Raw genomic sequence first — 23,030 nt, 5'->3', positions numbered from 1 at the left:
AAAACCCTTAATTCAATTTATGCAATTAAACTCAAAACTTATTTTTGTCCATAATAAGCACCATCACCATGTTTACGTTCATAATGTTTCTCTATTAACGAATCCTTCAGCTTTGGTGCCTGCGGATTGATCTGTTCTGTTAACAAAGCCATTTGTGCCACAGTTTCTAAAACAGCACTGTTATAAACTGCTTTCTCGGCTGTTTTTCCCCAGGTAAAAGGAGCATGGTTACCCACCAAAATCATTTCAACTTCTTGATAACTTAAACCCAAACTTTCAAAATGGTTCATGATCTGAAAGCCCGTTTCGTACTCATAATTGCCTTTAATCATTTCATCAGCCATTGGTGGTGCGCAAGGAATATCAACAGTTAAATGGTCGGCATGGGTGGTCCCGAAAATTGGAATTGCCCTTTGTGCCTGCGCCCAGGCCGTTCCATAAGTAGAATGGGTATGCACAATCCCGCCAATTTCTGCCCAGTGTTGATATAAAACGGCATGGGTCTTGGTATCTGATGAGGGGCGTAAAGTCCCTTCAACCGTGTTGCCGTTAAAATCTACAATAACCATTTTTTCGGGTGATAAATCCTCGTAAGGCACACCGCTTGGTTTAATGGCAAAAACACCTTTCGACCGGTCTGCAGCACTTACATTACCGAAAGTAAAAAGCACCAGTCCCAATTTAGGTAACTGCATATTGGCCTGGTAAGCCTGCTCTTTTATATCCTGATAGTTGCTCATGATAAATAAGGTTTTACATCTTTTTTATTGTATTTCTCCAGGTATCTGCCCAGACCTAAATATTGCTGGTAATGCTGGCGGTAAAGCTTTTGCTTTTTAATATTGGGCTTATATTCTTTCTCAAAACCTGTTCCCATGGCCGCCATAGCGGTTTCGATATCTGGATAAATGCCTGCCGCTACCGCTGCAAACATCGCGGCGCCTAATGCACAGGTATGCTCAAAACGGTGAATCCTGATGGGCATTTCCAGTACATCGGCCATCATTTGCATAATATAAGCCGATTTTTTGGCGACACCACCAATGCCGATAATTCCTTTTACCGGAACGCCCTGTTCTTTAAACCGATCTACAATAGCCTTTGCACCGAAACAGGTTGCTGCAGCTAGAGCACGGAAAAACCGAGGTGCATCAGTCCCTAAACCTAAACCTGTTATGGCCCCTTTAAGTTCCTGATTGGCATCTGGTGTTCTACGGCCGTTTAACCAGTCAATAGCCAGTTCTGCATAATCCTCGTTTGGTAAAGCATCAGCCTGTTTGCTTAAATTAGCAATAATTTTGCCCTCTAATTCAGCCTTTAATGCAGTAGCAGTAGCTTCATCAATTACTTCAGATTCTGTAAGTAAATGATTTAACGGCCAGCTGATTAAGTTTTTAAACCAGGCATAAACATCGCCAAAAGCAGATTGACCAGCCTCTAAACCTGCCATCCCCGGAATTACTGAACCATTAACCTGTCCGCAGATACCGTTAATCAATTTACCATGTAAATCCTGATTGGGTGCAACCAGGATATCGCAGGTACTTGTACCCATTACTTTACTCAGGTAGTAAGGTTCAATCTGTCCGCCTACTGCGCCCATATGGGCATCAAACGCGCCAACGCCTACCACCACATCAGTATTTAAGCCTAATTTGTTTGCCCATTCCTCGCTCAATGTTCCCGCAGAAACATCAGAGGTATAGGTGTCGGTAAATAATTTAGCTCTGAAGCCGGCTAAAAGCGGATCAAGGCTGCTAAAGAAATCTTCTGGAGGTAAACCGTTAAATTCTTCTGCCCAAAGTGCTTTATGCCCTGCAGCACAACGGCTACGTTTCATTGTGCTAATGTCGTTTCCACCGCAAAGTAAAAACGGAATCCAGTCGCAATGCTCTACCCATGATGCTGCACCTTTTTTAATAGTCAAATCGACCCTTAAAATATGCAATAATTTAGACCAGAACCATTCTGACGAATAAATGCCGCCGACGTATTTCAGGTAGTTGGTATCGAATTTTGTGGCATGTTCATTAATTTCGGCAGCTTCTTTTACTGAGGTATGGTCTTTCCAAAGCACAAACATGGCATTTGGATTCTCTTCAAAATCTTTAGTTAAGGCAAGGGGAGTACCTGTTGCATCAACCGCAACCGGGCTCGAACCCGTTGTATCAACGGAGATACCTTTTACCAAATGTGCAATTTCAGCACCACCTGCTTTAGCCAGGCAATCTTTTATGGTGTGGGTTAAACCTTCAATATAATCTAGGGGATGCTGGCGGAACTGATTAACAGCGGGTTTACAGTATAAACCTTTCTGCCATCTTGGATAAAGAAAAACCGATGAGGCTATTTCTTTTCCGTTTGCGGTATCGACTAGAACAGACCGGACAGAATCTGTCCCGTAATCCACTCCAATTACATAGTTTGCTGTGCTCATAACAATAAATAAATGTCTAATTAACGTTTATTTTTTTGAAATAAGAAATTTTATTGATTTTTTAATCAAAAACCTCAATTTTAGATGGATACGACCACTATTTTGTTTATGGGTTTTGCACCTGGCTGGTAGATTAAGCTATTCTTTTTTCGCTGCAGGGTATAAAAATTTAAAGGAATTGGAAACCGCCTGATGCATGATGGTGGCATGATTCTCTTGGGGTAAAAAATCAAAATATACTTTTACATTTTTGTTTTTAAACCCTTTTATCTTTTCAGCCAATACATTTGCATCCACTTCCATTACCCTGGGTATTTCGGTTGGGGTAAGACCTTCTTTACCAACAGCAATGTAAACCGAAGTTTGCTGCTTAAAAGTACTTTCTTTGATTTTCGAATCTTGATTTAACAAGGAACCATTATTCCACCATAGGCTGGGGCTAATAATAATGTATTGATTAAAAAGTGCAGGTTTTTTGATTAGGATTTCAGTCGCCAGCAATCCACCTAAAGATTGACCGATGATGGTTTTATTTGTATTCGTTTTATATTTTGCCTGAATATAAGGCTGAAGCTCATTTTCTATAAAGGAAATAAATTTATCCGAATGACCTGTTGTAGGGTAGCTTTTCTTGTCGCGCTCAATTGATGTTGGAAAAGTAAAATCCCTTTTACGATCGACGGTTGCAATGCCCACTACAATTGATTTAGGAACCTGATTTACCCACTCGAAACTATTAAACTGCACAAGCCCTACAATATGGATAAAATCTTCATCAGCAGAACCATCGAGCAAATAAATTACCGGGTATTTTGTGGTATCATTTTGTTTATACCCTTCGGGTAGGTATATATTTAAAATCCTCTTTTCTGAGAGCGCTTTCGATTGTATTTCATCAATTACACCTAAAACAAAAGCTTTACTTTGAGCAGTATCATTTAATTTATTTTTTTGTCCAAAAACTAAAGCTGTAGAAAAAGTTAAAAGAAGAAGTAAAAATGTTTTATTCATATTTTTCCTGTAGGATATCGGCTGTGATAAAATGTACTCAATCGGTACACTTTTTTTGGAAAAATACAATTTTCAACTGGCCTGATAAAATTGATACTGATTTATGTAACCGGTAAATCGTTAACAAGAAAGATAAATGTCTGAAACACCCCACTATAATGTCCATTTAGACCTGCCTTAAAAGATGTGGTTTACACTAAATTTGCTTTTAACTTGTCACGATATCAGTGTGGTAATTAAATTAAACCCATTTGAATTATCTATTGAAATCTAAAAATATAAATATGAAACTTAAAAAATTAGTAATCATCATGTGTCTAATGATGGGTACGCAGCTGGTAAAGGCACAGGTAATAGCAACCGATCTGGTTAAGGAGTGGGAAAGATCAAAAATTTACACCAAAGAATATCTGGATGTAATGCCTGAAAGTGCTTATTCTTTAAAACCTACTCCTGAAATGCGGTCTTTTGCTGAACAGCTGTTACACCTTGCAGATGCCAACTATGGTCTGGGCGCTGATGCAGTAGGTCAGAAAGATCCTTTTGCGCTGGGCGAAATGGAAAAAACTGTAGATAAATCCAAATCTAATGTCACTAAGTTAGTGCTGGCCAGCTATGATTATGTAATTGATAATATAAAAAAGATGACAGATGCACAGCTGAATGAAAGCTTCAAAATGTTGGGTAAATTCGAAATGAACCGAAGAACCGCTTTGGCTAAGGTGTTTGAGCACCAGACTCATCACAGAGGGCAAACGACAGTTTACATTCGTCTGGCAGGCATCAAACCACCACAAGAAAAATTATTTTAAAATGGAAACTATAAATTTCACGTCTACGATACTGGTAGACCAAACACTGAGAGAGGTTTTTGAAGCTGTAGTAGCCCCTCAAAAGTGGTGGTCAGGAGAATTCGAAGGAAATACAAAAGATCTAGGTGACGAGTTTACTTACCGTTACAAGGATATTCATTATTCTAAGCAGCATGTTGTCGAGCTAATTCCAGATCAAAAAGTGGTTTGGCTGGTCACCGAAAGCCAACTTAATTTTCTTGAAGATAAATCGGAATGGACCGGCACAAAAATAATTTTTGAGATTTCCCCCGAAGGGAATAAAACCAGATTATTGTTCACACACCAGGGAATACATCCTGAAATTGAATGTTACAGTGCCTGCTCAACTGCGTGGAGCCAGTTAATTAATCAGAGCCTGTATAGCCTGATCACTGCTGGTGAAGCGCAAAAACCTTTATTATAATTTGCTTTAGCGCGAAACAACAACATTAAGGTCATGTTCCGCGCTAAAGCTGTCTCCATTTGTAAGCACGAATTAATCAGCTGTCTTTCAGGTGCTGTCTGTGGTTTTTGCCCCATCTGATCATTTCCAGGATGATGTCCCCAAATGATCTGCAATATTCCGTTGATGTATATTCCACACTTACCGGTGTGTCAGCTGTAACCGTTCTTTTGATCAGTTGGTTTGCTGTCATTTCTTTTAATTCTTTGGAAAGCATACGTGTTGTAATTCCAGGAATGCTCCTTTCAATTTCACGGAATCTTTTATTGCCATTACAAATGGAATTGATAATGGGGAGCTTCCATTTACCTCCAAGAACATAAAGTGTATCCTGCAAAGCCTGTATTTCTTCCTGTTGATTGCGTGGATTGGACAGTACCTCTGTCGCAATCTGGTTTCTTTTTTCTGTTTCCATTATTGGTATACTCTGTTATACTGAATACAAAAGTATACCAATATAAGCATATTTTTGTCGTCATAAAATTTATTTTTTGATCATGAGTAACTTAACAGGAAAAAAAGCGCTGGTAACCGGCGGAAATAGCGGCATTGGCTACGCCACTGCAAAAGAATTAAAAGCACAGGGTGCAGAAGTAATCATTACCGGAAGAAGAAAAGACGCAGTTGATAAGGCTGCTGCAGAACTTGGTGTGATAGGTTTGGTGGCAGACCAGAGCCAGATCACCGCAATTGAGGGATTAGCCAGCGATGTTGAAAGCATCTTTAATAAAATTGATATCCTTTTTATCAATGCAGGTGTAGTGGAACAGAGCAGCATTGCAGAGGCGACTGAAAAAAGTTTTGACACTATTTTTGGTATTAATTTTAAAGGTGCCTACTTTACTTTGAGCAAATTTATTCCATTGATGAATGATGGTAGTTCAGTGGTATTTCTTTCTTCAAATACCGCACACATGGACGGGGCAAAAAGCTCAATTTATACTTCAAGCAAATCAGCACTGAACTCGGTTATGCGTATTGCAGCTGTAGAGTTAGCGCCTCGCCAAATCCGGGTAAATAGTGTAAGCCCAGGACCCATAGCTACAGAAATTATGAATAAAATGGGACTGAACGAAGAACAGTTAAATGGCATTAACCAATGGCTCATCAGCCGCAGTCCGCTAGGCAAAATTGGGAAATCTGAGGATGTGGCAAAAATGGTTGCTTTCTTCTGTGGTGATGCTGCAACCTATATAACTGGTGCAGAAATTGTGATGGACGGGGGCATGAGTCTTAAGGCTTAGCACTAATGGCTAAGGTACAAGTAATCGCTGGTAAAGTGTTACAAAGAAGCTAAATGAATTAAGGCTAGTACAAACAAAAGAGATGACATCAAACAACGTATAGACCATCAGATGGTTAAGCACTAAGTAATATTTTCCAGGGAAGTTAAGGTCATTTATAAGTATTTTTGTTTATCAAACACAATACGATGAACGATACCCAGCAGAAACTTAGACACCAGCAGGTGCAATACCTTGAATTTCTTTCGCGCGACCTTGAAAAGGTAAAGGCATTTTATACCGGGGCTTTCGGGTGGACCTTTACTGATTACGGGCCGGAATATACTGCTTTTGAGGGCGATTTTGTTGACGGTGGTTTTACATTAGGAGCGCCTGAGAAAGGAAGCATTCTGGTCGTACTTTATTCACAGGATTTAGAGGGAACCAGAACGAGCGTTCTTAGTGCTGGTGGCATAATTTCAAAAGAAATATTTGCTTTTCCCGGTGGACGCAGGTTCCAGTTCCTTGATCCGGATGGTTATGAGCTTGCCGTGTGGTCGTTGTAAGCAATAAACAGAAAGCCAATCACTTAAAAGCGATCACACGGCTACCCATTTTGTCATTTTTTGTGAAGCTCCTGCGCAAGTCCTATGAGAAGGCCTTCTGATCCTCTAATGTAGCACAGTTTGTAGGAGTCTTCATATTGAACCACCTCGCCAACAAGTGTAGCACCAAGCTTTTCTAGTCTTGGTAAGAGTTCTTCGATATCTGAAACGGTAAACATTACCCGCAGGTAGCCCAGGGAATTAACCGGCGCTGTGCGATGGTCTGAAACAGTAAGTGGAGCCAGAAACTGTGAAATTTCAAGTCGGCTGTGGCCGTCGGGGGTCACCATCATCGCGACTTCCACGTGCTGGTTACCCAGCCCCGTAACCTTACCTGCCCATTCGCCCTCGATTGTGGCCCGGCCTTCCAGTTTCAGACCGATTTCGGTAAAGAAAGAGATGGCATTGTCAAGCGATGCTACAACAATGCCCATATTATCCATTCTGATTAATTGGTTTTGTGCCATAAGAATTTGCTTATAATTTAAAATTAAGGAATTTCACAAAGTTAATAGACGATTTATGGACCAAATTGAGATTGATAACGAGCAGGCGGTGTAAAATGAGCATTACGATTAAACACAAAAGACGCAGTTTCTGGTTTTTTTTGGGGGGATCGCGCTTGTATTTTTCGCTCGATAAAGAGAATTTCGTACCAGATCCGAATCCGTATTAACAAAAAAACCTCACATTTCTGTGAGGTTTCTTGTGATCCCGCTGGGATTCGAACCCAGGACCACTACATTAAAAGTGTAATGCTCTACCAGCTGAGCTACGGAATCTACTTTGTTAAAAACGTTATCTGTTTCCTTTAAAGTGGTGCAAATATAGGGTTATGGAGTGTTTCCTGCAAATAAAAAATCGCGAAACGCGTTAGTGTATTGATTTATAGGCGAATTAATTATTTACCTTCTCTTTTTTAAACTTAATTGATATTTTTATCGCTCCTAATTTAATATCAATCATGTATAGATTTCTTTCTGCTTTGTTTTTTTTGCCGCTTCTCTTTGTATTTTCTTGTCAATCTAACCATGCTAAAGAAGAAGAACGGGCCAAACACAAGCAAGATTCTTTGGCCTCATGTGAAAAAAACATGCCCAGCCGTTTTGGTGCGGTAAAAGATTCTTCAAGTTTCGCTTCTAATAATAAAGTAAGTCACGATGGCATGGTTTTAATTCCGGCCGGTGAGTTTGCAATGGGTGCTTCTGATAAAGAGGGTAGAGATGATGAATATCCGCAACACCAGGTTAAAGTATCTTCTTTCTGGATTGATGCTACCGAAGTAACCAATGCCAGTTTTAAAAAGTTTGTAGACGCAACCGGGTACCTGACTACAGCCGAACGTAAACCAGATTGGGAGGAAATGAAAAAACAGCTGCCGGCAGGCACACCAAAGCCACCTGATAGTGTTTTTGTTGCCGCATCTTTAGTTTTCTATCAGCCTAAAAGTGTTACCTCTTTAAATGACGCCTCACAATGGTGGCGTTGGGTTAAAGGCGCCAATTGGAAACATCCTCATGGCCCTAACAGCGATATTAAAGGAAAAGAAAATTATCCGGTGGTACATGTATCTTGGGATGATGCCATGGCTTACTGTAAATGGTCGGGTAAACGTTTACCAACAGAAGCGGAATGGGAGTATGCTGCAAGAGGTGCTTTGAAGAATGAAAAATATCCATGGGGGAATGAAGATATAGAAAAAGGTAAAGTAAAAGCCAATACCTGGCAGGGGAGCTTTCCGGTTAAAAACACCAATTGGGATGGTTTTAATGGTTTAGCTGCTGTGAAAAAATTTAAGCCCAATGGTTACGGACTTTATGATATGGCGGGCAACGTATGGGAGTGGTGCAGCGATTGGTACCGCCCGGATTATTATAGCACAATTTCGGGATTGATCGATAACCCAAAAGGTCCCTCAGACAGTTATGATCCTATGGAGCCAACAGTACCTAAAAGAGTGGTAAGGGGCGGTTCTTTTATGTGTAACGCCTCTTATTGCAAAGGTTACCGGGTAACTTCGAGAATGAAAACTTCAGTTGATACAGGCTTAGAACATACCGGTTTTAGGTGCGTCAGCTCTAACTAAAGCCTTTTTTTGTTAAAGTTAAAATTACGCAAACGTTTGATCCATATTTTATTAAATATTATTGTTTAGTTTGGTCAAATCAAATTAAACCGAACCAAATCTTTATGCAACAAACAACAAAATCAGGTCAAACACAAGGGCCAAAACCGCTTATTATCATTTGCGCGCTATTCTTTATTTTTGGCTTTGTAACCTGGGCAAACGGAACCTTAATTCCTTTCTTTAAATTATCTTTCGGACTATCAAACTTACAGGCATTCTTTGTAACCTTTGCCTCATATATGGCTTACTTCTTTTTAGCGTTGCCATCATCGTGGATACTAAAGAAAGTTGGTTTTAAAAATGGAATTGTTTTAGGCTTGGTAATTTTAGGCCTGGGTTCATTAATATTTATACCTGCAGCCCAAACCAGAACCTTTGGTTTGTTTTTAACCGGAATTTTTGTTCAGGGTGCCGCTTTAGCTTTATTACAAACTGCATCAAATCCTTATTTAACCATTATCGGCCCAATAGAAAGTGCAGCAAAACGGATCAGTATTGCGGGTATCTGTAATAAATTTGCCGGAATGATTGTGCCTTTGATTATGGGTAGTTTGTTTTTGAAAAATGCTTCAGAAGTAGAGAAACAAATCAAAGCAGCTACAGGCGCGGTTCACGAGCAGTTATTAAATGATGTTTTAGGCCGTGTAAATATGCCCTACATTGTTTTAGCTATCGTTTTCTGCCTTTTTGCTATTTTCATTAAATTCACTAACCTGCCAGAAGTTGAAGTGGAAGAAGATGTAATCGACGAAAGCAAAGGAGAAGTGGTAAAACATAAAAGCATTTTTCAGTTCCCACACTTATTCCTGGGTGCACTTTGTATTTTTGTATATGTAGGTGCAGAGGTGATGGCTGGTGATATTATTGGTATTTACGGACGCGAGTTAGGCATTAGTCCGGAGATAAGCGGGAAATTAACCTCTATTACGCTTTTTAGTATGTTAATCGGTTATATTATAGGTATTGTTACCATTCCGAAATACATCTCTCAACAAAAAGCACTTAGAATTTGTGCGATTTTAGGTATCATTTTTACCATTTTATCTTTTGTAATCTCTAGCTGGTTTGCTGTAATTTTTGTAGCCTTACTGGGTTTAGCCAATTCATTAATGTGGCCGGCAATTTTCCCGCTAGGTATTAGCCACTTAGGTAAATTTACCAAAATCGGTTCAGCTATTATGATTATGGGTATTGCAGGTGGTGCTTTAATGCCATTATTGTACGCCTTTTTGAACGAAAAATTACATGTTAACTTTCAGTTAGCTTACCTTTTAACGGTATTACCTTGTTACTTATACATTCTGTATTTTGCGATAAAAGGCCACAAAGCTGGATTGAATTTAAAATAACCAAAACCAAATAAATTTTATGATTAAGCCCGATCTTTAATTAGATTGGGCTTTCTTTTGCGATTAATTTTCCCTTATTTTGGCGAAATTATAAACGAGGTCTGAATCTCATATCTCAAATTACAATACTCATATCTCAATAATGAATAAAGCTATTTTCCTAGATCGTGACGGTGTACTCAATCACGAAATATATGATTACATCTGCCGTGTTGAAGATTTTAAAATCCTGGATTACCAGATTCCGGTATTAAAAAAACTATTCGATGAAGGTTATCTTTTAATCGTCATTACCAATCAGGGTGGCATTGCCTTAAAGCGTTATACCGAGCAGGAGCTGGCCATTATGCACCAGATGCTTCGCAATGCTTTTGTGGCTAAAGGAGCTGATATTGCTGGTTTCTATTATTGCCCGCATCATCCAACTGTTGGCGGAGAATGCAAATGCAGAAAGCCTGCTTCGGGAATGATTTTAGACGCCATTGATATGTACGATATTGACCCGGCACAATCGGTCATGATCGGCGATAAACCAAGAGATGTGGAAGCTGCAAACGGGGCAGGGGTGAAAGGCATTCTAATCGAACCCGATGAGCAGATTAGTTATGAAAAGATTAAAGAAGTCCTCAGTCGTGAGTCTTTAGTCTAACAACTGTTTTAGGTGTAGGGAAGATGTAAAATGGAAGAGGGGTGACGTAACTCAAAGTCCATTATATACCTTACATCATCCATGATAATAATTTGGGCGTTTTAACACGCTGTACACTATATCTTTTTGGCTGTCATTCGATTACATTACCATTGACGTTATTTTGCAAATGATTATTAATCAGCTTTTAAACTGCTTTCGCATTGCCATCCAGCTAGGCCCTAGCACGGTATCCCCGTTCTACTTAAATCCGGCCTAACAAATTTTTCGGGCTACATTGTTCTGGCCACACAACTGGCTTCAAAAGAAAAATTTTCAGCCGGCATTTTTTGTTTCTTTTTGATGCCAAAAAGAAAGAGCCATTCGGCGGCGGTGAGCCGAGGCAAGACTGTGGTGTATGGCAAAAGAAATCAATTATACTTCACTAATTTGATTTTTATAAAATAAATTACCCCTCAGGGTGACAACCAAAAAGGATGCTGTTCCATCGTTAACGCAATGACTACGAAGTTTAGAAACTGAAGAAGCCTGCGAAATTATACCACATCCCTTACCTAAACTTCCGAAATCCTACAACACTCATGCCTTTTGAGATTTCGGCAGATGCTCTGGCCACCTAGACCTGATTGAAATGGCATTCCGGTAATAGACTAATTTGTATTTATCGAAAATTCACCGGAATATAATGGAAAGCAGGACTACAGCCACCGACGAGCACTGTATCTGCGCTCCAAAAAATAAATTCCGCAATGAATACGAACATTAGAAAGGGAAGGAGCGGACGAATAACTTCGTTAGTCAAAAGCTGCTGAAATTCTATTACGCTTTTCCCCAGCTAATCCTTACGAAATCCTACAATGCTCAATGCCCCTTTGAGATTTCGTAAGATACCCTAAAAAAAAATCCTAAGTCTTAAACCGGAAACCGACTCAAGACTTAGGACTAAAGACTCTCGACTTATTTTAATCTATTTCCCAGCTGCTTTAGCGTGGTCAGCTAAAAATGTAGCTAAACCGCTATCGGTTAATGGGTGTTTTAATAAACCAACAATTGCAGCCAATGGTGCGGTAATTACATCAGCACCTAATTTAGCACAGTTTACAATGTGTAATGGTCCGCGGATTGATGCTGCTAAAATCTGAGTTTCGTAACCGTAGTTATCAAAAATAGTTCTGATATCTTCGATTAAAACCAAACCATCGCTAGAAATATCATCTAAACGGCCTAAAAACGGAGAAACATAAGTAGCTCCGGCTTTAGCTGCTAATAACGCTTGTCCGGCAGAGAAAATTAAAGTACAATTGGTTTTAATTCCTTTTGAAGAGAAATATTTAATGGCTTTAACACCATCTTTAATCATCGGAACTTTAACGACAATTTTCGGGTTTAAAGCTGCTAAAGCTTCACCTTCTTTAACAATTTCATCAAAAGTAGTAGAAATAACTTCAGCACTTACGTTATCATCAACAATATCGCAAATCGCTTTATAATGGTTAATTACATTTTCATCGCCGGTAATACCTTCTTTAGCCATTAAGCTAGGGTTGGTGGTTACGCCATCTAAAATGCCAAGATCTTGCGCCTCTTTGATTTGATCAAGATTTGCGGTGTCAATAAAAAATTTCATGGTTATAAATTCTTAAATATTTGAGTTTCTATGATTGAACCCTGAAGAATTTAATTCCCCCTTCAGGGGATTAAGGGAAAAGAAAAAAAAGGGCAAGCACCTTCTATCGCACCGCTACAACCTTCTACCCTTGCTGTGTTCCCACCCTGGGGGAGTTCAAAGGGAGCTGGTCGTAAAAGACTTGCCCGGCCACAAAGGTAGAAAAAGAAGTTGTTTCGCGAAATGCATTTTTGCATTTTTTTTCTCTTTTAAGCTATGTAGCTGATTAATAATTTAATAAATTTAAAATGTGTAATTTTAAATGGGATAAGAAAATACAACATTCGCAATACCTGAGGTATGTTATTTATATGCAAATAAAATATTCGTATATAAATCTACAATTAAAACGATTTATGCAGGAATTTAGCAGAAAAAGTGAATTTATTGTACAATATTACCATTATAAATTTGATAAATATTTATCGGTATTATTATCATTTTTTCAATGCAAAGACTTTAAATTACTTAAGGACTAAAATTTTTCTAAAAATCGTGTCAACTCTGTAATTTAAGATTTGTTTTTCGTATCTTAGTGTTTCCTATACACTAACAACTAACGAGCAAAGAATGGAACCAAACAGTGGATTGTACGATGCGCAATTTGAACACGATGCCTGCGGTATTGGGTTCGTTGCACATGTGAAAGGGCGAAAATCGCATCAAATCATCTCTGATGCACTTACTATTTTAGAGAATCTAGATCATAGGGGGGCATGTGGAGCAGAACCGAATACAGGCGATGGTGCAGGTATTATGATTCAGATTCCTCACGAATTTTTTTATGACGAATGTTTAAAAGCTGGCTTTAGCCTACCTGAAACCAATAATTATGGTGTAGGTATGTTATTTATGCCAAAGGATATCAGATCGAGAGAAGAGTGCAGAGAATTGATTTACCGTGCCGCCGAAAAATTAGGCCTTGAAATTTTAGGTTTTAGAAAAGTTGATGTTGATACAACAGATATTGGCAATATGGCCCTTTCTGTTGAACCAGAAATTGAGCAGGTATTTATTGCCCGCCCTTATGCAGTAGCACCTGGGGCTGATTTCGAACGTAAGCTTTATATTTTTAAAAATTACCTGATTAAACTGATCGTAAACACCGTTCATGGTGGTAAAGATTTTTATATCGTTTCGCTTTCTGCGCAAACCATTATATATAAAGGTCAGCTTACTTCATTACAGGTACGTACCTATTTTACCGATCTAACCGATAAGCGCATGGTTTCTGCTTTAGGTTTAGTTCACTCTCGTTTTGCGACCAATACTTTCCCTTCGTGGAGGCTGGCGCAACCATTCCGCTTTATTGCACACAATGGTGAGATCAATACTTTACAAGGAAATTTAAACTGGTTTAGGGCAGGCGTGAAGTCTTTTGCTTCTGCTTATTTTACACCAGAAGAATTAGATATGTTGTTGCCTGTAATCGATGAAACCAATTCAGATTCAGGCTGTTTAGATAATGTTATTGAATTGTTACTTCACTCTGGAAGAACCCTGCCTCATGTATTAATGATGTTGGTGCCGGAGGCCTGGGATGGTAACGAAGATATGGATCCGGTTAAAAGGGCATTCTACGAATTCCATGCTACTTTAATGGAGCCATGGGATGGACCTGCAGCAATTGCTTTTACCGATGGTAAATTAATTGGTGCTACTTTAGATCGTAATGGTCTTCGTCCTTCCCGTTATGCCATTACTTCTGATGACCGTGTAATTATGGGCTCTGAGGCTGGTGCATTGGCTATCGATCAAAGTACCGTAATCGAAAAAGGTCGTTTAACGCCTGGCAAAATGTTCGTCGTAGACATGGAGCAAGGCAGAATTATCAGTGATAACGAAATTAAAGAAGAAGTTTGCGGTAAAAGTCCTTATGCCGATTGGATTAATCGATATCAAATCCGTTTAGAGGAATTACCTGAGCCACGTGTAATGTTCACTGGTTTATCAACTGAATCTATTTTTAAATATCAGCAGGTTTTTGGTTACAGCAGGGAAGATGTTGATCTTTTGCTTAAACCAATGGCCATTGAAGGTAAAGAACCAATCGGTTCTATGGGTACCGATACTCCATTGGCTATTCTATCCAAACGCCCTCAGCATTTATCTTCTTATTTCAAACAGTTATTTGCACAGGTAACCAACCCGCCAATAGATCCGATCAGGGAGAAAGTGGTGATGAGTTTGGCCAGTTTTATGGGAAGCATGGGTAACTTGCTGGAAGAAACCCCAAAACAAGCACATTGTGTAGCCATTAAACATCCAATTTTAACCAATCAGGAGTTAGAGAAATTAAGAAGCATCGATACCGGTGTTTTCCAGGCGAAAACTTTACAGACTTATTTCAGGGCTGATGGCAAACCAGGCGCTATGGCGAAAGCTTTAGACCGTTTGTGCCGTTATGCCGTTGATGCGGTCGAAGATGGTTTCCAGGTAATTGTATTAACCGATAGGGCTATCGACTCTGAACATGCTGCAATGCCTTCTTTATTGGCCGTTTCAGCAGTACACCATCACTTAATCCGCAAAGGATACCGTGGTGCTGTAGGTATTGTAATTGAGGCGGGTGATATCTGGGAAGTTCATCATTTTGCTACTTTGTTAGGCTTTGGTGTAACAGCCATTAACCCTTATCTGGCATTAGAAACCATTAACGAGTTCAAGGAAGAATCTGGTTTATCAACAGAACAGCTTACTAAAAACTATATCTACGCGGTTAATAGTGGTTTACTTAAAATTTTCTCTAAAATGGGCATCTCCACCTTGCAATCATATCAGGGTGCGCAGATTTTCGAGATTTTAGGTTTAAATAAACAAGTGGTAAATACTTATTTCACTGGTGCAGTTTCACGTATCGGTGGCTTAGGATTGGATGAAATTGCGAAAGAAACCTTAATTAAACATCACCGCAGTTTTGGTCCGCTAACACAGACCGAAAACTTGTTGCCGGCAGGTGGAACTTATAAATTCCGTCGTAAAGGTGAAGCGCATTTATTTAATCCGCAAACCATTCACTTGTTGCAAAACGCAACCCGTAAAAACGATTACAATATTTTCAAGCAATACTCTAAATTGGTAAATGAGCAAACACAACAAGCTTATACCATCCGTGGATTGTTCGAATTTAACTATAGCCGCCCATCAGTACCTTTAAATGAGGTAGAATCTACCGAAGCAATCTTAAAAAGATTTGCAACAGGCGCGATGTCTTTCGGTTCAATTTCGCACGAGGCGCACTCTACTTTAGCCATTGCCATGAACCGTATCGGTGGAAAAAGCAATACCGGAGAGGGTGGTGAAGATGAAATGCGTTATACTAAATTGCCAAATGGCGATAGCATGCGCTCGGCCATTAAACAAGTGGCTTCTGCACGTTTCGGTGTAACCAGTTACTACTTAACCAATGCCGACGAGTTACAGATTAAAATGGCCCAGGGTGCTAAACCAGGAGAAGGTGGTCAATTACCAGGGCACAAAGTGGATGATTGGATTGCAAAAGTTCGTCACTCTACCCCGGGAGTTGGTTTAATTTCTCCTCCGCCTCACCACGATATTTATTCGATTGAAGATTTAGCCCAGCTAATTTTCGATTTGAAAAATGCCAACCGTGCTGCCAGAATCAATGTGAAACTGGTTTCAAAAGCTGGTGTAGGTACTATTGCAGCGGGTGTTGCTAAAGCACATGCCGATGTCATTCTGGTATCTGGTTTTGATGGCGGAACAGGCGCTTCTCCTTTAACTTCTATCCAGCACGCTGGTTTACCATGGGAGTTAGGCTTGGCAGAAGCACACCAAACTTTAGTTAAAAATAAACTGCGTAACCGTATTGTGTTACAAACAGATGGTCAGCTTAAAACCGGTAGAGATATCGCTATTGCAGCCTTATTAGGTGCTGAAGAATGGGGTGTTGCCACAGCAGCCCTGGTTACTTCAGGATGTATTATGATGCGTAAGTGCCACTTAAATACTTGTCCGGTTGGCGTAGCTACACAAGATCCGGAATTAAGAAAACTATTTACTGGTGATGCAGACCACGTAGTGAACTTATTTTATTTCCTTGCGGAAGAATTACGTGAGATTATGGCTGAATTAGGTTTCAGAACCATCCACGAAATGATTGGTCAGGCTGATATTTTGAAAGTACGCGAATTACCTGCTGAAGACTGGAAACTGAAACACCTTGATTTATCAGCTATTTTATACAAAGCTGAAGAAAATGGTTTGCCTTTATTTAATACTGAAGGTCAGGATCATGGTTTAGATCAGGTTTTAGATCATAAGTTAATTGCTGCAGCACAACCTGCCATCGATCATAACGAGCCGGTATTTGCCAGCTTCGATGTGAAAAATACCGACCGTGCGCTGGGTACCATGTTATCGAATGAAATCTCGAAAGTTCATTTAGGTGCTGGTCTACCTCCGGATACGATCAACTTTAAATTTGTAGGTTCGGCCGGACAGAGTTTCGGTGCATTCAATACCCGTGGGGTAACCTTATCACTGGAAGGTGAAGCGAACGATTACGTAGGTAAAGGATTATCGGGTGCCAGATTAGCCATTTATCCTTTCTCAAACTCAACCTTTATCCCTGAACAAAATATCATTATCGGTAACGTAGCCCTTTACGGTGCCACTTCTGGTGAGTTATTTGCCCGTGGTAAAGCAGGCGAACGTTTCGCCGTGCGTAACTCTGGTGCAACAGCCGTTGTTGAAGGAGTGGGTGATCACGGTTGTGAATACATGACCGGTGGTGAAGTGCTGATTCTTGGTGATACCGGAAGTAATTTCGCTGCTGGTATGAGTGGTGGTGTGGCCTGGATTTATGATGCCAACGGAACTTTTGCACGCAAATGCAACAAGGAAATGGTTGATTTAGATCCGCTGCAAGCTGAAGATGAAGAGCGTATTTTAGCTTTACTTAAAACGCATATCCGCTTAACGGACAGTAGAGTAGCTGAGTTTATCTTAAGCGATTGGAAAACTCAATCTGCTCATTTCGTAAAAGTATTCCCTAAAGAATACAAAGCAGTTTTAAGCAAACGTAATCAACAAGTAAAAACACACTAGGCCATGGGAAAAGTAACAGGATTTCAAGAATACGATAGAGTTGCGCCCACCAGAGAAGAGGCTGCAACACGTGTAAAACACTACGGTGAATTTTTAAATGATTTACCTTCACAAGAATTAAACAATCAGGCTGCCCGTTGTATGGATTGCGGCGTACCTTTCTGCCAGTCAGGCTGCCCATTGGGTAACGTGATACCAGAATTTAACGACGCTGTTTATCAAGGCAAATGGGAATTAGCGGCCAATATTTTATTAAGCACCAACAACTTTCCTGAATTTACAGGTAGAATTTGCCCTGCACCATGCGAATCAGCATGTGTATTAGGTATTAACCGCCCGCCGGTTTCTATCGAGGAAATTGAGAAACACATCATCGAAATCGCTTTCGAAAAAGGATTTATCAAAGCAAAAGCACCATTAATCAGAACCGGTAAAAAAGTTGCTGTAATTGGTTCAGGTCCTGCAGGATTAGCTGCCGCTGCCCAGTTAAATAAAGTCGGACATGAAGTGACTGTTTTCGAACGTGACGATGCTCCAGGCGGTTTATTGAGATACGGTATTCCTGATTTTAAACTACAGAAAAATGTAGTGGATCGCCGTATCGATTTAATGAAAGAAGAAGGTATTATTTTTAAATGTAATGCCAACGTAGGCGAGAATGTTGAAATAGGTACTTTATTGCGCGATTTCAACGCCATTGTATTGGCTGGTGGTTCAACTATTCCACGCGATTTGCCAATTGATGGCCGTTCGGCTAAAGGTGTTCATTTTGCAATGGATTTCCTGAAACAACAAAATAAACGTGTGGCAAGCAGAGCTGTTGAAGCAGAAGATATTATGGCTACCGGTAAAAATGTAATCGTAATTGGTGGTGGTGATACCGGATCTGACTGTATTGGTACTTCGAACCGTCATGGTGCGAAGTCTGTGACGCAATTCGAGATTATGCCGATGCCGCCACAGGCACGTAACGAGCATATGCCCTGGCCAAATTATCCAATGTTGCTAAAAAATACCTCTTCTCACGAAGAAGGTGCACAAAGGGCCTGGTCAGTAAATACAAAAAACTTTATTGCTGATGAAAAAGGAAACCTTAAAGCCTTAAAAGTAGTCGATGTAGAATGGGAAATTGATGCAAACGGACGCCCGGTTACTTTTAAAGAAGTGGCAGGTACAGAAAGAGATCTTCCATGCGAACTGGTGCTTTTAGCAATGGGTTTCTTACATCCTCAAAAAGAAGGTTTAATTGAGAAATTAGGCGTAGAGTTAGATAACCGCGGAAACGTAAAGGCATCTGAACACACCTATCAAACCAATATTGCCAAGATTTTTGCCGCAGGTGACGTTCGCCGCGGACAATCATTAGTAGTTTGGGCTATTTCAGAAGGTAGGGAAGCTGCCCGCAAGGTAGACGAATACTTAATGGGAACAACTAAACTGGCATCGAAAGATGCCGTTGCATACGCTTAGTAGGTTTTAAATTCTATATTTTTAGGGTCGTGGTTTGCACCACGACCTTTTTTGCTTTGATAAATCTTTAGTTAATTCTCTGCCACGGAGGCACGGAGCTTATTCCTTTAAGAAACATCGTCCTCGTTTACAACGAGGATGCAAGAGAATGGCGATTTTATCGCCCCTAGAATTCTTATTAAGCATTACAAATGCGAACCTCACTAATCCTAGGTACAAACGAAGACTATTTGCAGAGAGATCTTACAGCTAGCTAGTTTAGGGCGGTCGTCATGCTGAACTTGTTTCAGCATCTATCATACTGTTTAGTTGCTAATCATTTTTCGACACGGAAATTTCAGCATGAATACTTAACATATGATTATTAAATAGATCCTGAAATAAATTCAGGATGACGAATATGCGAGAAAAATAGATTAAAACAACTTCAATTGCTCATCTTTTGGTGGCTTCTCTTTTCCAAAAATGGTTCTGCCACCATATTTCCAGCTTTCCGCACGTTCTTTTTGAATTACTTTTTCAAAATCCATATTCGGAACAAAGTCTTTTTCTGCATTACGGGCAATTTGATGCAGCGATTTTATCGCTTGTTGTTTATTGGTATTTCCAATCTTTGCTTTTTCAATGGCTTTCTGCAAAACACTGATGGTCTCATCATAAACGTTTACCGGAACAGGGAAGGGGTGTCCATCTTTACCGCCATGCGCAAAAGAATAACGTGCAGGATCGGTAAACCGTGAAGGTGTACCGTAAATCACCTCACTTACTAAAGCCATTGATTGTAAAGTTCTTGGTCCCATGCCTTCAAGTAATAATAATTCCTCAAAATTACCCGGTTGTTTTTCCTGTGCCAGCCATAGTATACTTCCTAAACGTTTTAAATCGACATCTTTCGATTTTACTTCATGATGATCGGGCATGACCAATTTTTGTATTTCACCAAGCATTCGAGTTGGTGATTCAGTTGTCATGCTCATCATACTCTGCCTTGTTTTATCGGCATCGTTATCGGTTAGATTTAAAATCTGGCCTTGATTAATGCCACAAATACCCGTATGAGGCTCTTCTACAAAAGATTTTAAGTTTTCAGAATGCCAGTGGTACCTTCTTGCTGTCGAGCTGCTATCGCTCATGCCTTGTTGCACCACGGCCCAATCGCCTTCGTTGCTTAAAATAAAACTATGAAGATACAGTTGAAAACCATCTTGAATGGCTGTATTATCTACTTTTGCACTGAGTTTACTGGCCCGAACCAGCGCTGTTCCATTTAAGCCTGTTTGATCGGCAATTTTTAAAAGTTCGTTTGGGGTTTCCCTGCTGTATTTCCCTTTGCCTCCACAAATATAAATCCCCAGCTCTTTTGACAAGGGATTAATCGACTTCTTCAAAGCACCCATTACCGATGTGGTAATTCCTGAGGAATGCCAGTCCATACCCATTACGGCGCCCAGGCTTTGAAACCAAAAAGGACTACTTAAACGGCGTATTACTTCTGCTTTACCATATTCTAATAGTATCGCTTCGGTTATCGCTAAACCAAGTGTAGCCATACGCTGTGCCAGCCATGGTGGTACATGCCCATAATGTAGCGGTAAATCTGCGCTTCCTGATCTTTTCAATACTAACAAATTTAGTAAAATATTATTTAAAAAAAAGCATTATTTTATTGGCTATAGAAAGGACCTGACATTAATAAAAGCGATTATCCGGTGTAAACTAAACTTGATTGGAGTGAGCATGCCGATTTTTTATCGGCATAAAACGGAAAGCAAGGCCGAACCTAACCTAAGAATTACCACTATTGCTTTTCAGAAAAAACGATTGATGATATTTTTTGTTATTTTGAGGAACAATAATACTGGCGAAGACTCATTCATACATGCGGAAATTCTTACAACGTTTACTCAGTACCTGGATTATTCGCATGTCGAATAAGTTTGGTTCAAGGCCTAACCGTAAACGCATCCACGCTGCTTTAAATAAACTGTACAAAACCATCAATGCATCACCTGGGAAACGGGGACTTATTTTTGATGTTACCGATACAGATAAATTTATCATTTTATCGGATCAGCATAAAGGTGCCCGCGATTATGCCGATGATTTCACCTTAGCTGAAAAGAATTACCTTAAGGCACTCGAATACTACAATCAACAGGATTTCCATTATATCAATTTGGGCGATAGCGAGGAACTTTGGGAGAATTTACTCGAATCTGTAATCAAGCACAATAAGGAAACTTTCGAAGCAGAAAAAGCTTTTATCTCAAAAAATCACTTCACTAAAATATTCGGCAACCATGATTTATATTGGGATAATGATCCTTTAGCGGGATTTAACCTCAATAGAATTTACGGGACCAAAATCAGAATTTATGAAGGGGCAATTTTAAGAATGCCGCTTGGAGAAAGTAAACTTGATATTTTCTTAACCCACGGACATCAGGGCGATTTACAGAGTGATGGTAACTGGTTTAGCAAATGGTTTGTGAGTACGGTTTGGGCACCACTGCAATCGTATCTTCAAATTAATCCGAATACACCAGCGTACAGCAATCAACTTAAAACCGCACACAATGCACTAATGTACAACTGGGTAGCTGCAAAAAAGAATATGGCTTTAATTACCGGGCATACACACCAGCCGGTTTTCGCCTCATTAACACATCTGGAACGCATTTATATCAAACTGAATAAAGCCAAACGAGAAAAGAACACCGAAGATCTTGCGCTTTTAAATGCAGAACTTCATAAAGTGATAAAAGAAAGAGCCAAAACACCACGTATTGGCAAATATAAACCAGGCTACTTTAACAGCGGATGCTGTTGTTTTAGTGATGGCGATATGACAGGTATAGAAATCGAAAATGGCTTTATAAGATTAATAAAATGGTCGTACCACAGAAATGCGATTCCTGAAAGAATTTTGCTTGAAGAAATGAAAATCAGCGAATTAGCAGATTTAAACCTATTTAATGGGTAACATAACGTAAAATGTTGTACCCAAATCTTTTCCTTTGCTTTCTACCCATAACTTTCCCTTGTGTATATCCACTAAAGCATTTACGGTGATTAACCCCAAACCATAAGTATTTTCATGATCTGTAGCTACAGCACTTAAGGTGGCGAATTTTAAGAAAATTTTATCCAGATCTTCTTCTGTTAAACCTACACCATTATCTTTCACCTGAATGGTGACTTCATTTTCTGAAGCCTGATGTGTGATGTGAATTTCCTTTCCGCCTGAAGAAAATTTAATGGCATTGTCGAGTAATTGGCTAAAAATGACCTTAAGTTTGTCAGCATCACCAAAAATTTCTACCGGCGCTCCAAAATCGATGATAACAGTTTGCTTTTTCAGTTTAAGCGCTAAATCTAAATTAAATTTTACCTCTTCGAGTATTTCTTTCAGGTCAACCTTTGCTTTTTTAGGCTTAAAGGAATGGGCTTCCTTACGCGCTGAAATTAAAAGATTGTTCAGATTTTCGATTATCCTTTTAGATTGCGTATTGATCTTATCCGCAATTAAACTTGTCCTTTCCTCAACACCAGGAATCCGTCCCAACAGTTCTGACTGTAAAGAAATGGTGGTCATGGGATTTTTAAGGTCGTGAACAAGCACATGTAAACGATCATCATAAGCCCTGAAAGTTCTTCTGATCGAAATCCTGGATTCGAGTTTCTCCGTTACCATATCTGCCAATAACCCTAACATTTTAAGTTGCTGTGCTGTAGCCGCCTTAAATTCGATATCTGCCGCGTAAATCAAACCAAGCTCATAACCTTCAGGCGAGCTGATTGGCATAGAGGCAAAAAAAGTAAATGCATCATTTTTTAAAGGTAATCCGATAAATGATCCCAATTGAGCTTTCATAAAGAAGTCTCCATCTGTTTGAAAACCGATACCCGCATTCGGAACATCGAATATTTCTGCAGCCAATTGTGCAATCTGATCAAAAGCCCTTTCTTCAGCTGTATCTAAAATCTCATAATATCTCAATTTTTCCAAACGCAAGGTTTCATCTGATGGAATCATGTTATCTGCTTTTTCGTAATGCATTAAGGTTTTAGTTTACTTATAAGGATGAATAGCTATTAGTTTACTTATAAGGATGAATAGCTAAAG

18 protein-coding genes, 1 tRNA gene and 1 other RNA gene are annotated in these 23,030 nt (G+C 39.6%); 10 read left to right on the top strand and 10 right to left on the bottom strand.

Features of this window, described 5'->3' with window-relative positions:
• Positions 1-38: 38 nt before the first annotated feature.
• The 3 genes from AC07YT_RS01450 to AC07YT_RS01440 form a co-directional block, all read right to left on the bottom strand.
• A complete protein-coding gene (locus AC07YT_RS01450) occupies positions 39-740 on the bottom strand; it encodes an L-ribulose-5-phosphate 4-epimerase (RefSeq protein WP_086546172.1) in 702 nt (233 codons plus the stop codon).
• Positions 737-2,437 carry a ribulokinase gene (locus AC07YT_RS01445; protein WP_086546174.1) on the bottom strand — a complete coding sequence of 567 codons (1,701 nt, stop codon included), beginning with the start codon at positions 2,435-2,437 and terminating at the stop codon, positions 737-739. Before AC07YT_RS01445 ends, AC07YT_RS01450 begins: the two co-directional genes overlap by 4 nt.
• A 138-nt stretch (positions 2,438-2,575) precedes the next feature.
• Positions 2,576-3,448 carry an alpha/beta hydrolase gene (locus tag AC07YT_RS01440; RefSeq protein WP_086546176.1) on the bottom strand — a complete coding sequence of 291 codons (873 nt, stop codon included), beginning with the start codon at positions 3,446-3,448 and terminating at the stop codon, positions 2,576-2,578.
• Positions 3,449-3,732: 284 nt separating this feature from the next.
• Here AC07YT_RS01440 and AC07YT_RS01435 point away from each other — a divergent pair, with 284 nt between their 5' ends.
• On the top strand, positions 3,733-4,260 hold the full coding sequence (locus AC07YT_RS01435) for a DinB family protein (protein ID WP_086546178.1): 528 nt from the start codon (positions 3,733-3,735) through the stop codon (positions 4,258-4,260).
• Position 4,261: 1 nt separating this feature from the next.
• Positions 4,262-4,705: an SRPBCC family protein gene (locus AC07YT_RS01430; RefSeq protein ID WP_086546180.1), complete on the top strand. Its 444-nt coding sequence runs from the start codon at positions 4,262-4,264 to the stop codon at positions 4,703-4,705.
• 76 nt (positions 4,706-4,781) lie between these two features.
• Here the strand turns inward: AC07YT_RS01430 and AC07YT_RS01425 are convergent, their stop codons facing one another.
• The gene (locus AC07YT_RS01425) at positions 4,782-5,159 is read right to left on the bottom strand and encodes a winged helix-turn-helix transcriptional regulator (protein WP_086546181.1); all 378 of its coding nucleotides are present in this window, start codon (positions 5,157-5,159) and stop codon (positions 4,782-4,784) included.
• An 82-nt stretch (positions 5,160-5,241) separates the two neighbouring features.
• Between AC07YT_RS01425 and AC07YT_RS01420 the strand changes: the two genes are divergently transcribed.
• Both AC07YT_RS01420 and AC07YT_RS01415 read left to right on the top strand, forming a co-directional pair.
• Complete coding sequence (locus AC07YT_RS01420; protein ID WP_086546183.1) at positions 5,242-5,988, top strand: SDR family oxidoreductase; 747 nt, start codon at positions 5,242-5,244, stop codon at positions 5,986-5,988.
• A 188-nt stretch (positions 5,989-6,176) separates the two neighbouring features.
• Positions 6,177-6,533 carry a VOC family protein gene (locus AC07YT_RS01415; RefSeq protein ID WP_086546185.1) on the top strand — a complete coding sequence of 119 codons (357 nt, stop codon included), beginning with the start codon at positions 6,177-6,179 and terminating at the stop codon, positions 6,531-6,533.
• A 53-nt stretch (positions 6,534-6,586) separates the two neighbouring features.
• On the opposite strand, the gene AC07YT_RS01410 is transcribed toward AC07YT_RS01415, so the two are convergent.
• Both AC07YT_RS01410 and AC07YT_RS01405 read right to left on the bottom strand, forming a co-directional pair.
• A complete protein-coding gene (locus AC07YT_RS01410) occupies positions 6,587-7,039 on the bottom strand; it encodes a VOC family protein (RefSeq protein ID WP_086546187.1) in 453 nt (150 codons plus the stop codon).
• Positions 7,040-7,281: 242 nt separating this feature from the next.
• Positions 7,282-7,354 (bottom strand) — tRNA-Lys (locus AC07YT_RS01405).
• A 182-nt stretch (positions 7,355-7,536) separates the two neighbouring features.
• Between AC07YT_RS01405 and AC07YT_RS01400 the strand changes: the two genes are divergently transcribed.
• The 3 genes from AC07YT_RS01400 (at position 7,537) to AC07YT_RS01390 (ending at position 10,698) form a co-directional block, all read left to right on the top strand.
• Positions 7,537-8,658, top strand: coding sequence for a formylglycine-generating enzyme family protein (locus AC07YT_RS01400; protein WP_086546189.1), 1,122 nt, complete (start codon positions 7,537-7,539; stop codon positions 8,656-8,658).
• Positions 8,659-8,762: 104 nt separating this feature from the next.
• Positions 8,763-10,049 carry a sugar MFS transporter gene (locus AC07YT_RS01395; RefSeq protein WP_086546191.1) on the top strand — a complete coding sequence of 429 codons (1,287 nt, stop codon included), beginning with the start codon at positions 8,763-8,765 and terminating at the stop codon, positions 10,047-10,049.
• 142 nt (positions 10,050-10,191) lie between these two features.
• Positions 10,192-10,698 (top strand): D-glycero-alpha-D-manno-heptose-1,7-bisphosphate 7-phosphatase, encoded by a 507-nt coding sequence (locus AC07YT_RS01390; RefSeq protein ID WP_086546192.1) that lies wholly within the window; start codon positions 10,192-10,194, stop codon positions 10,696-10,698.
• 967 nt (positions 10,699-11,665) lie between these two features.
• Here the strand turns inward: AC07YT_RS01390 and fsa are convergent.
• Positions 11,666-12,325, bottom strand: coding sequence for a fructose-6-phosphate aldolase (gene fsa / locus AC07YT_RS01385; protein WP_086546195.1), 660 nt, complete (start codon positions 12,323-12,325; stop codon positions 11,666-11,668).
• Positions 12,326-12,412: 87 nt separating this feature from the next.
• An RNA gene (gene ffs, locus AC07YT_RS01380) (signal recognition particle sRNA small type) lies at positions 12,413-12,512 on the bottom strand.
• 422 nt (positions 12,513-12,934) lie between these two features.
• On the opposite strand from ffs, the gene gltB reads away from it, so the two are divergent.
• Positions 12,935-17,434, top strand: a complete 4,500-nt coding sequence (gene gltB, locus AC07YT_RS01375) for a glutamate synthase large subunit (RefSeq protein WP_086546197.1) — start codon at positions 12,935-12,937, stop codon at positions 17,432-17,434.
• A gap of 3 nt (positions 17,435-17,437) precedes the next feature.
• Positions 17,438-18,904, top strand: a complete 1,467-nt coding sequence (locus tag AC07YT_RS01370) for a glutamate synthase subunit beta (RefSeq protein ID WP_086546198.1) — start codon at positions 17,438-17,440, stop codon at positions 18,902-18,904.
• A gap of 416 nt (positions 18,905-19,320) precedes the next feature.
• On the opposite strand, the gene AC07YT_RS01365 is transcribed toward AC07YT_RS01370, so the two are convergent.
• A complete protein-coding gene (locus tag AC07YT_RS01365) occupies positions 19,321-20,523 on the bottom strand; it encodes a DUF763 domain-containing protein (RefSeq protein WP_086546199.1) in 1,203 nt (400 codons plus the stop codon).
• A 260-nt stretch (positions 20,524-20,783) separates the two neighbouring features.
• Here AC07YT_RS01365 and AC07YT_RS01360 point away from each other — a divergent pair, with 260 nt between their 5' ends.
• Entirely contained in the window at positions 20,784-21,887 is a 1,104-nt protein-coding gene (locus AC07YT_RS01360) for a metallophosphoesterase (protein WP_086546200.1), read from the top strand.
• On the opposite strand, the gene AC07YT_RS01355 is transcribed toward AC07YT_RS01360, so the two are convergent.
• The gene (locus AC07YT_RS01355; protein WP_086546201.1) at positions 21,873-22,964 is read right to left on the bottom strand and encodes a sensor histidine kinase; all 1,092 of its coding nucleotides are present in this window, start codon (positions 22,962-22,964) and stop codon (positions 21,873-21,875) included. The two genes, AC07YT_RS01360 and AC07YT_RS01355, sit on opposite strands and share 15 nt — an antisense overlap.
• Between the last annotated feature and the right edge of the window lie 66 nt (positions 22,965-23,030).

The organism is Pedobacter sp. GW460-11-11-14-TSB4 (assembly GCF_059423705.1).
Note: the sequence above shows the minus strand (reverse complement) of the source record. Positions and strands in the feature narration are given on the sequence as shown.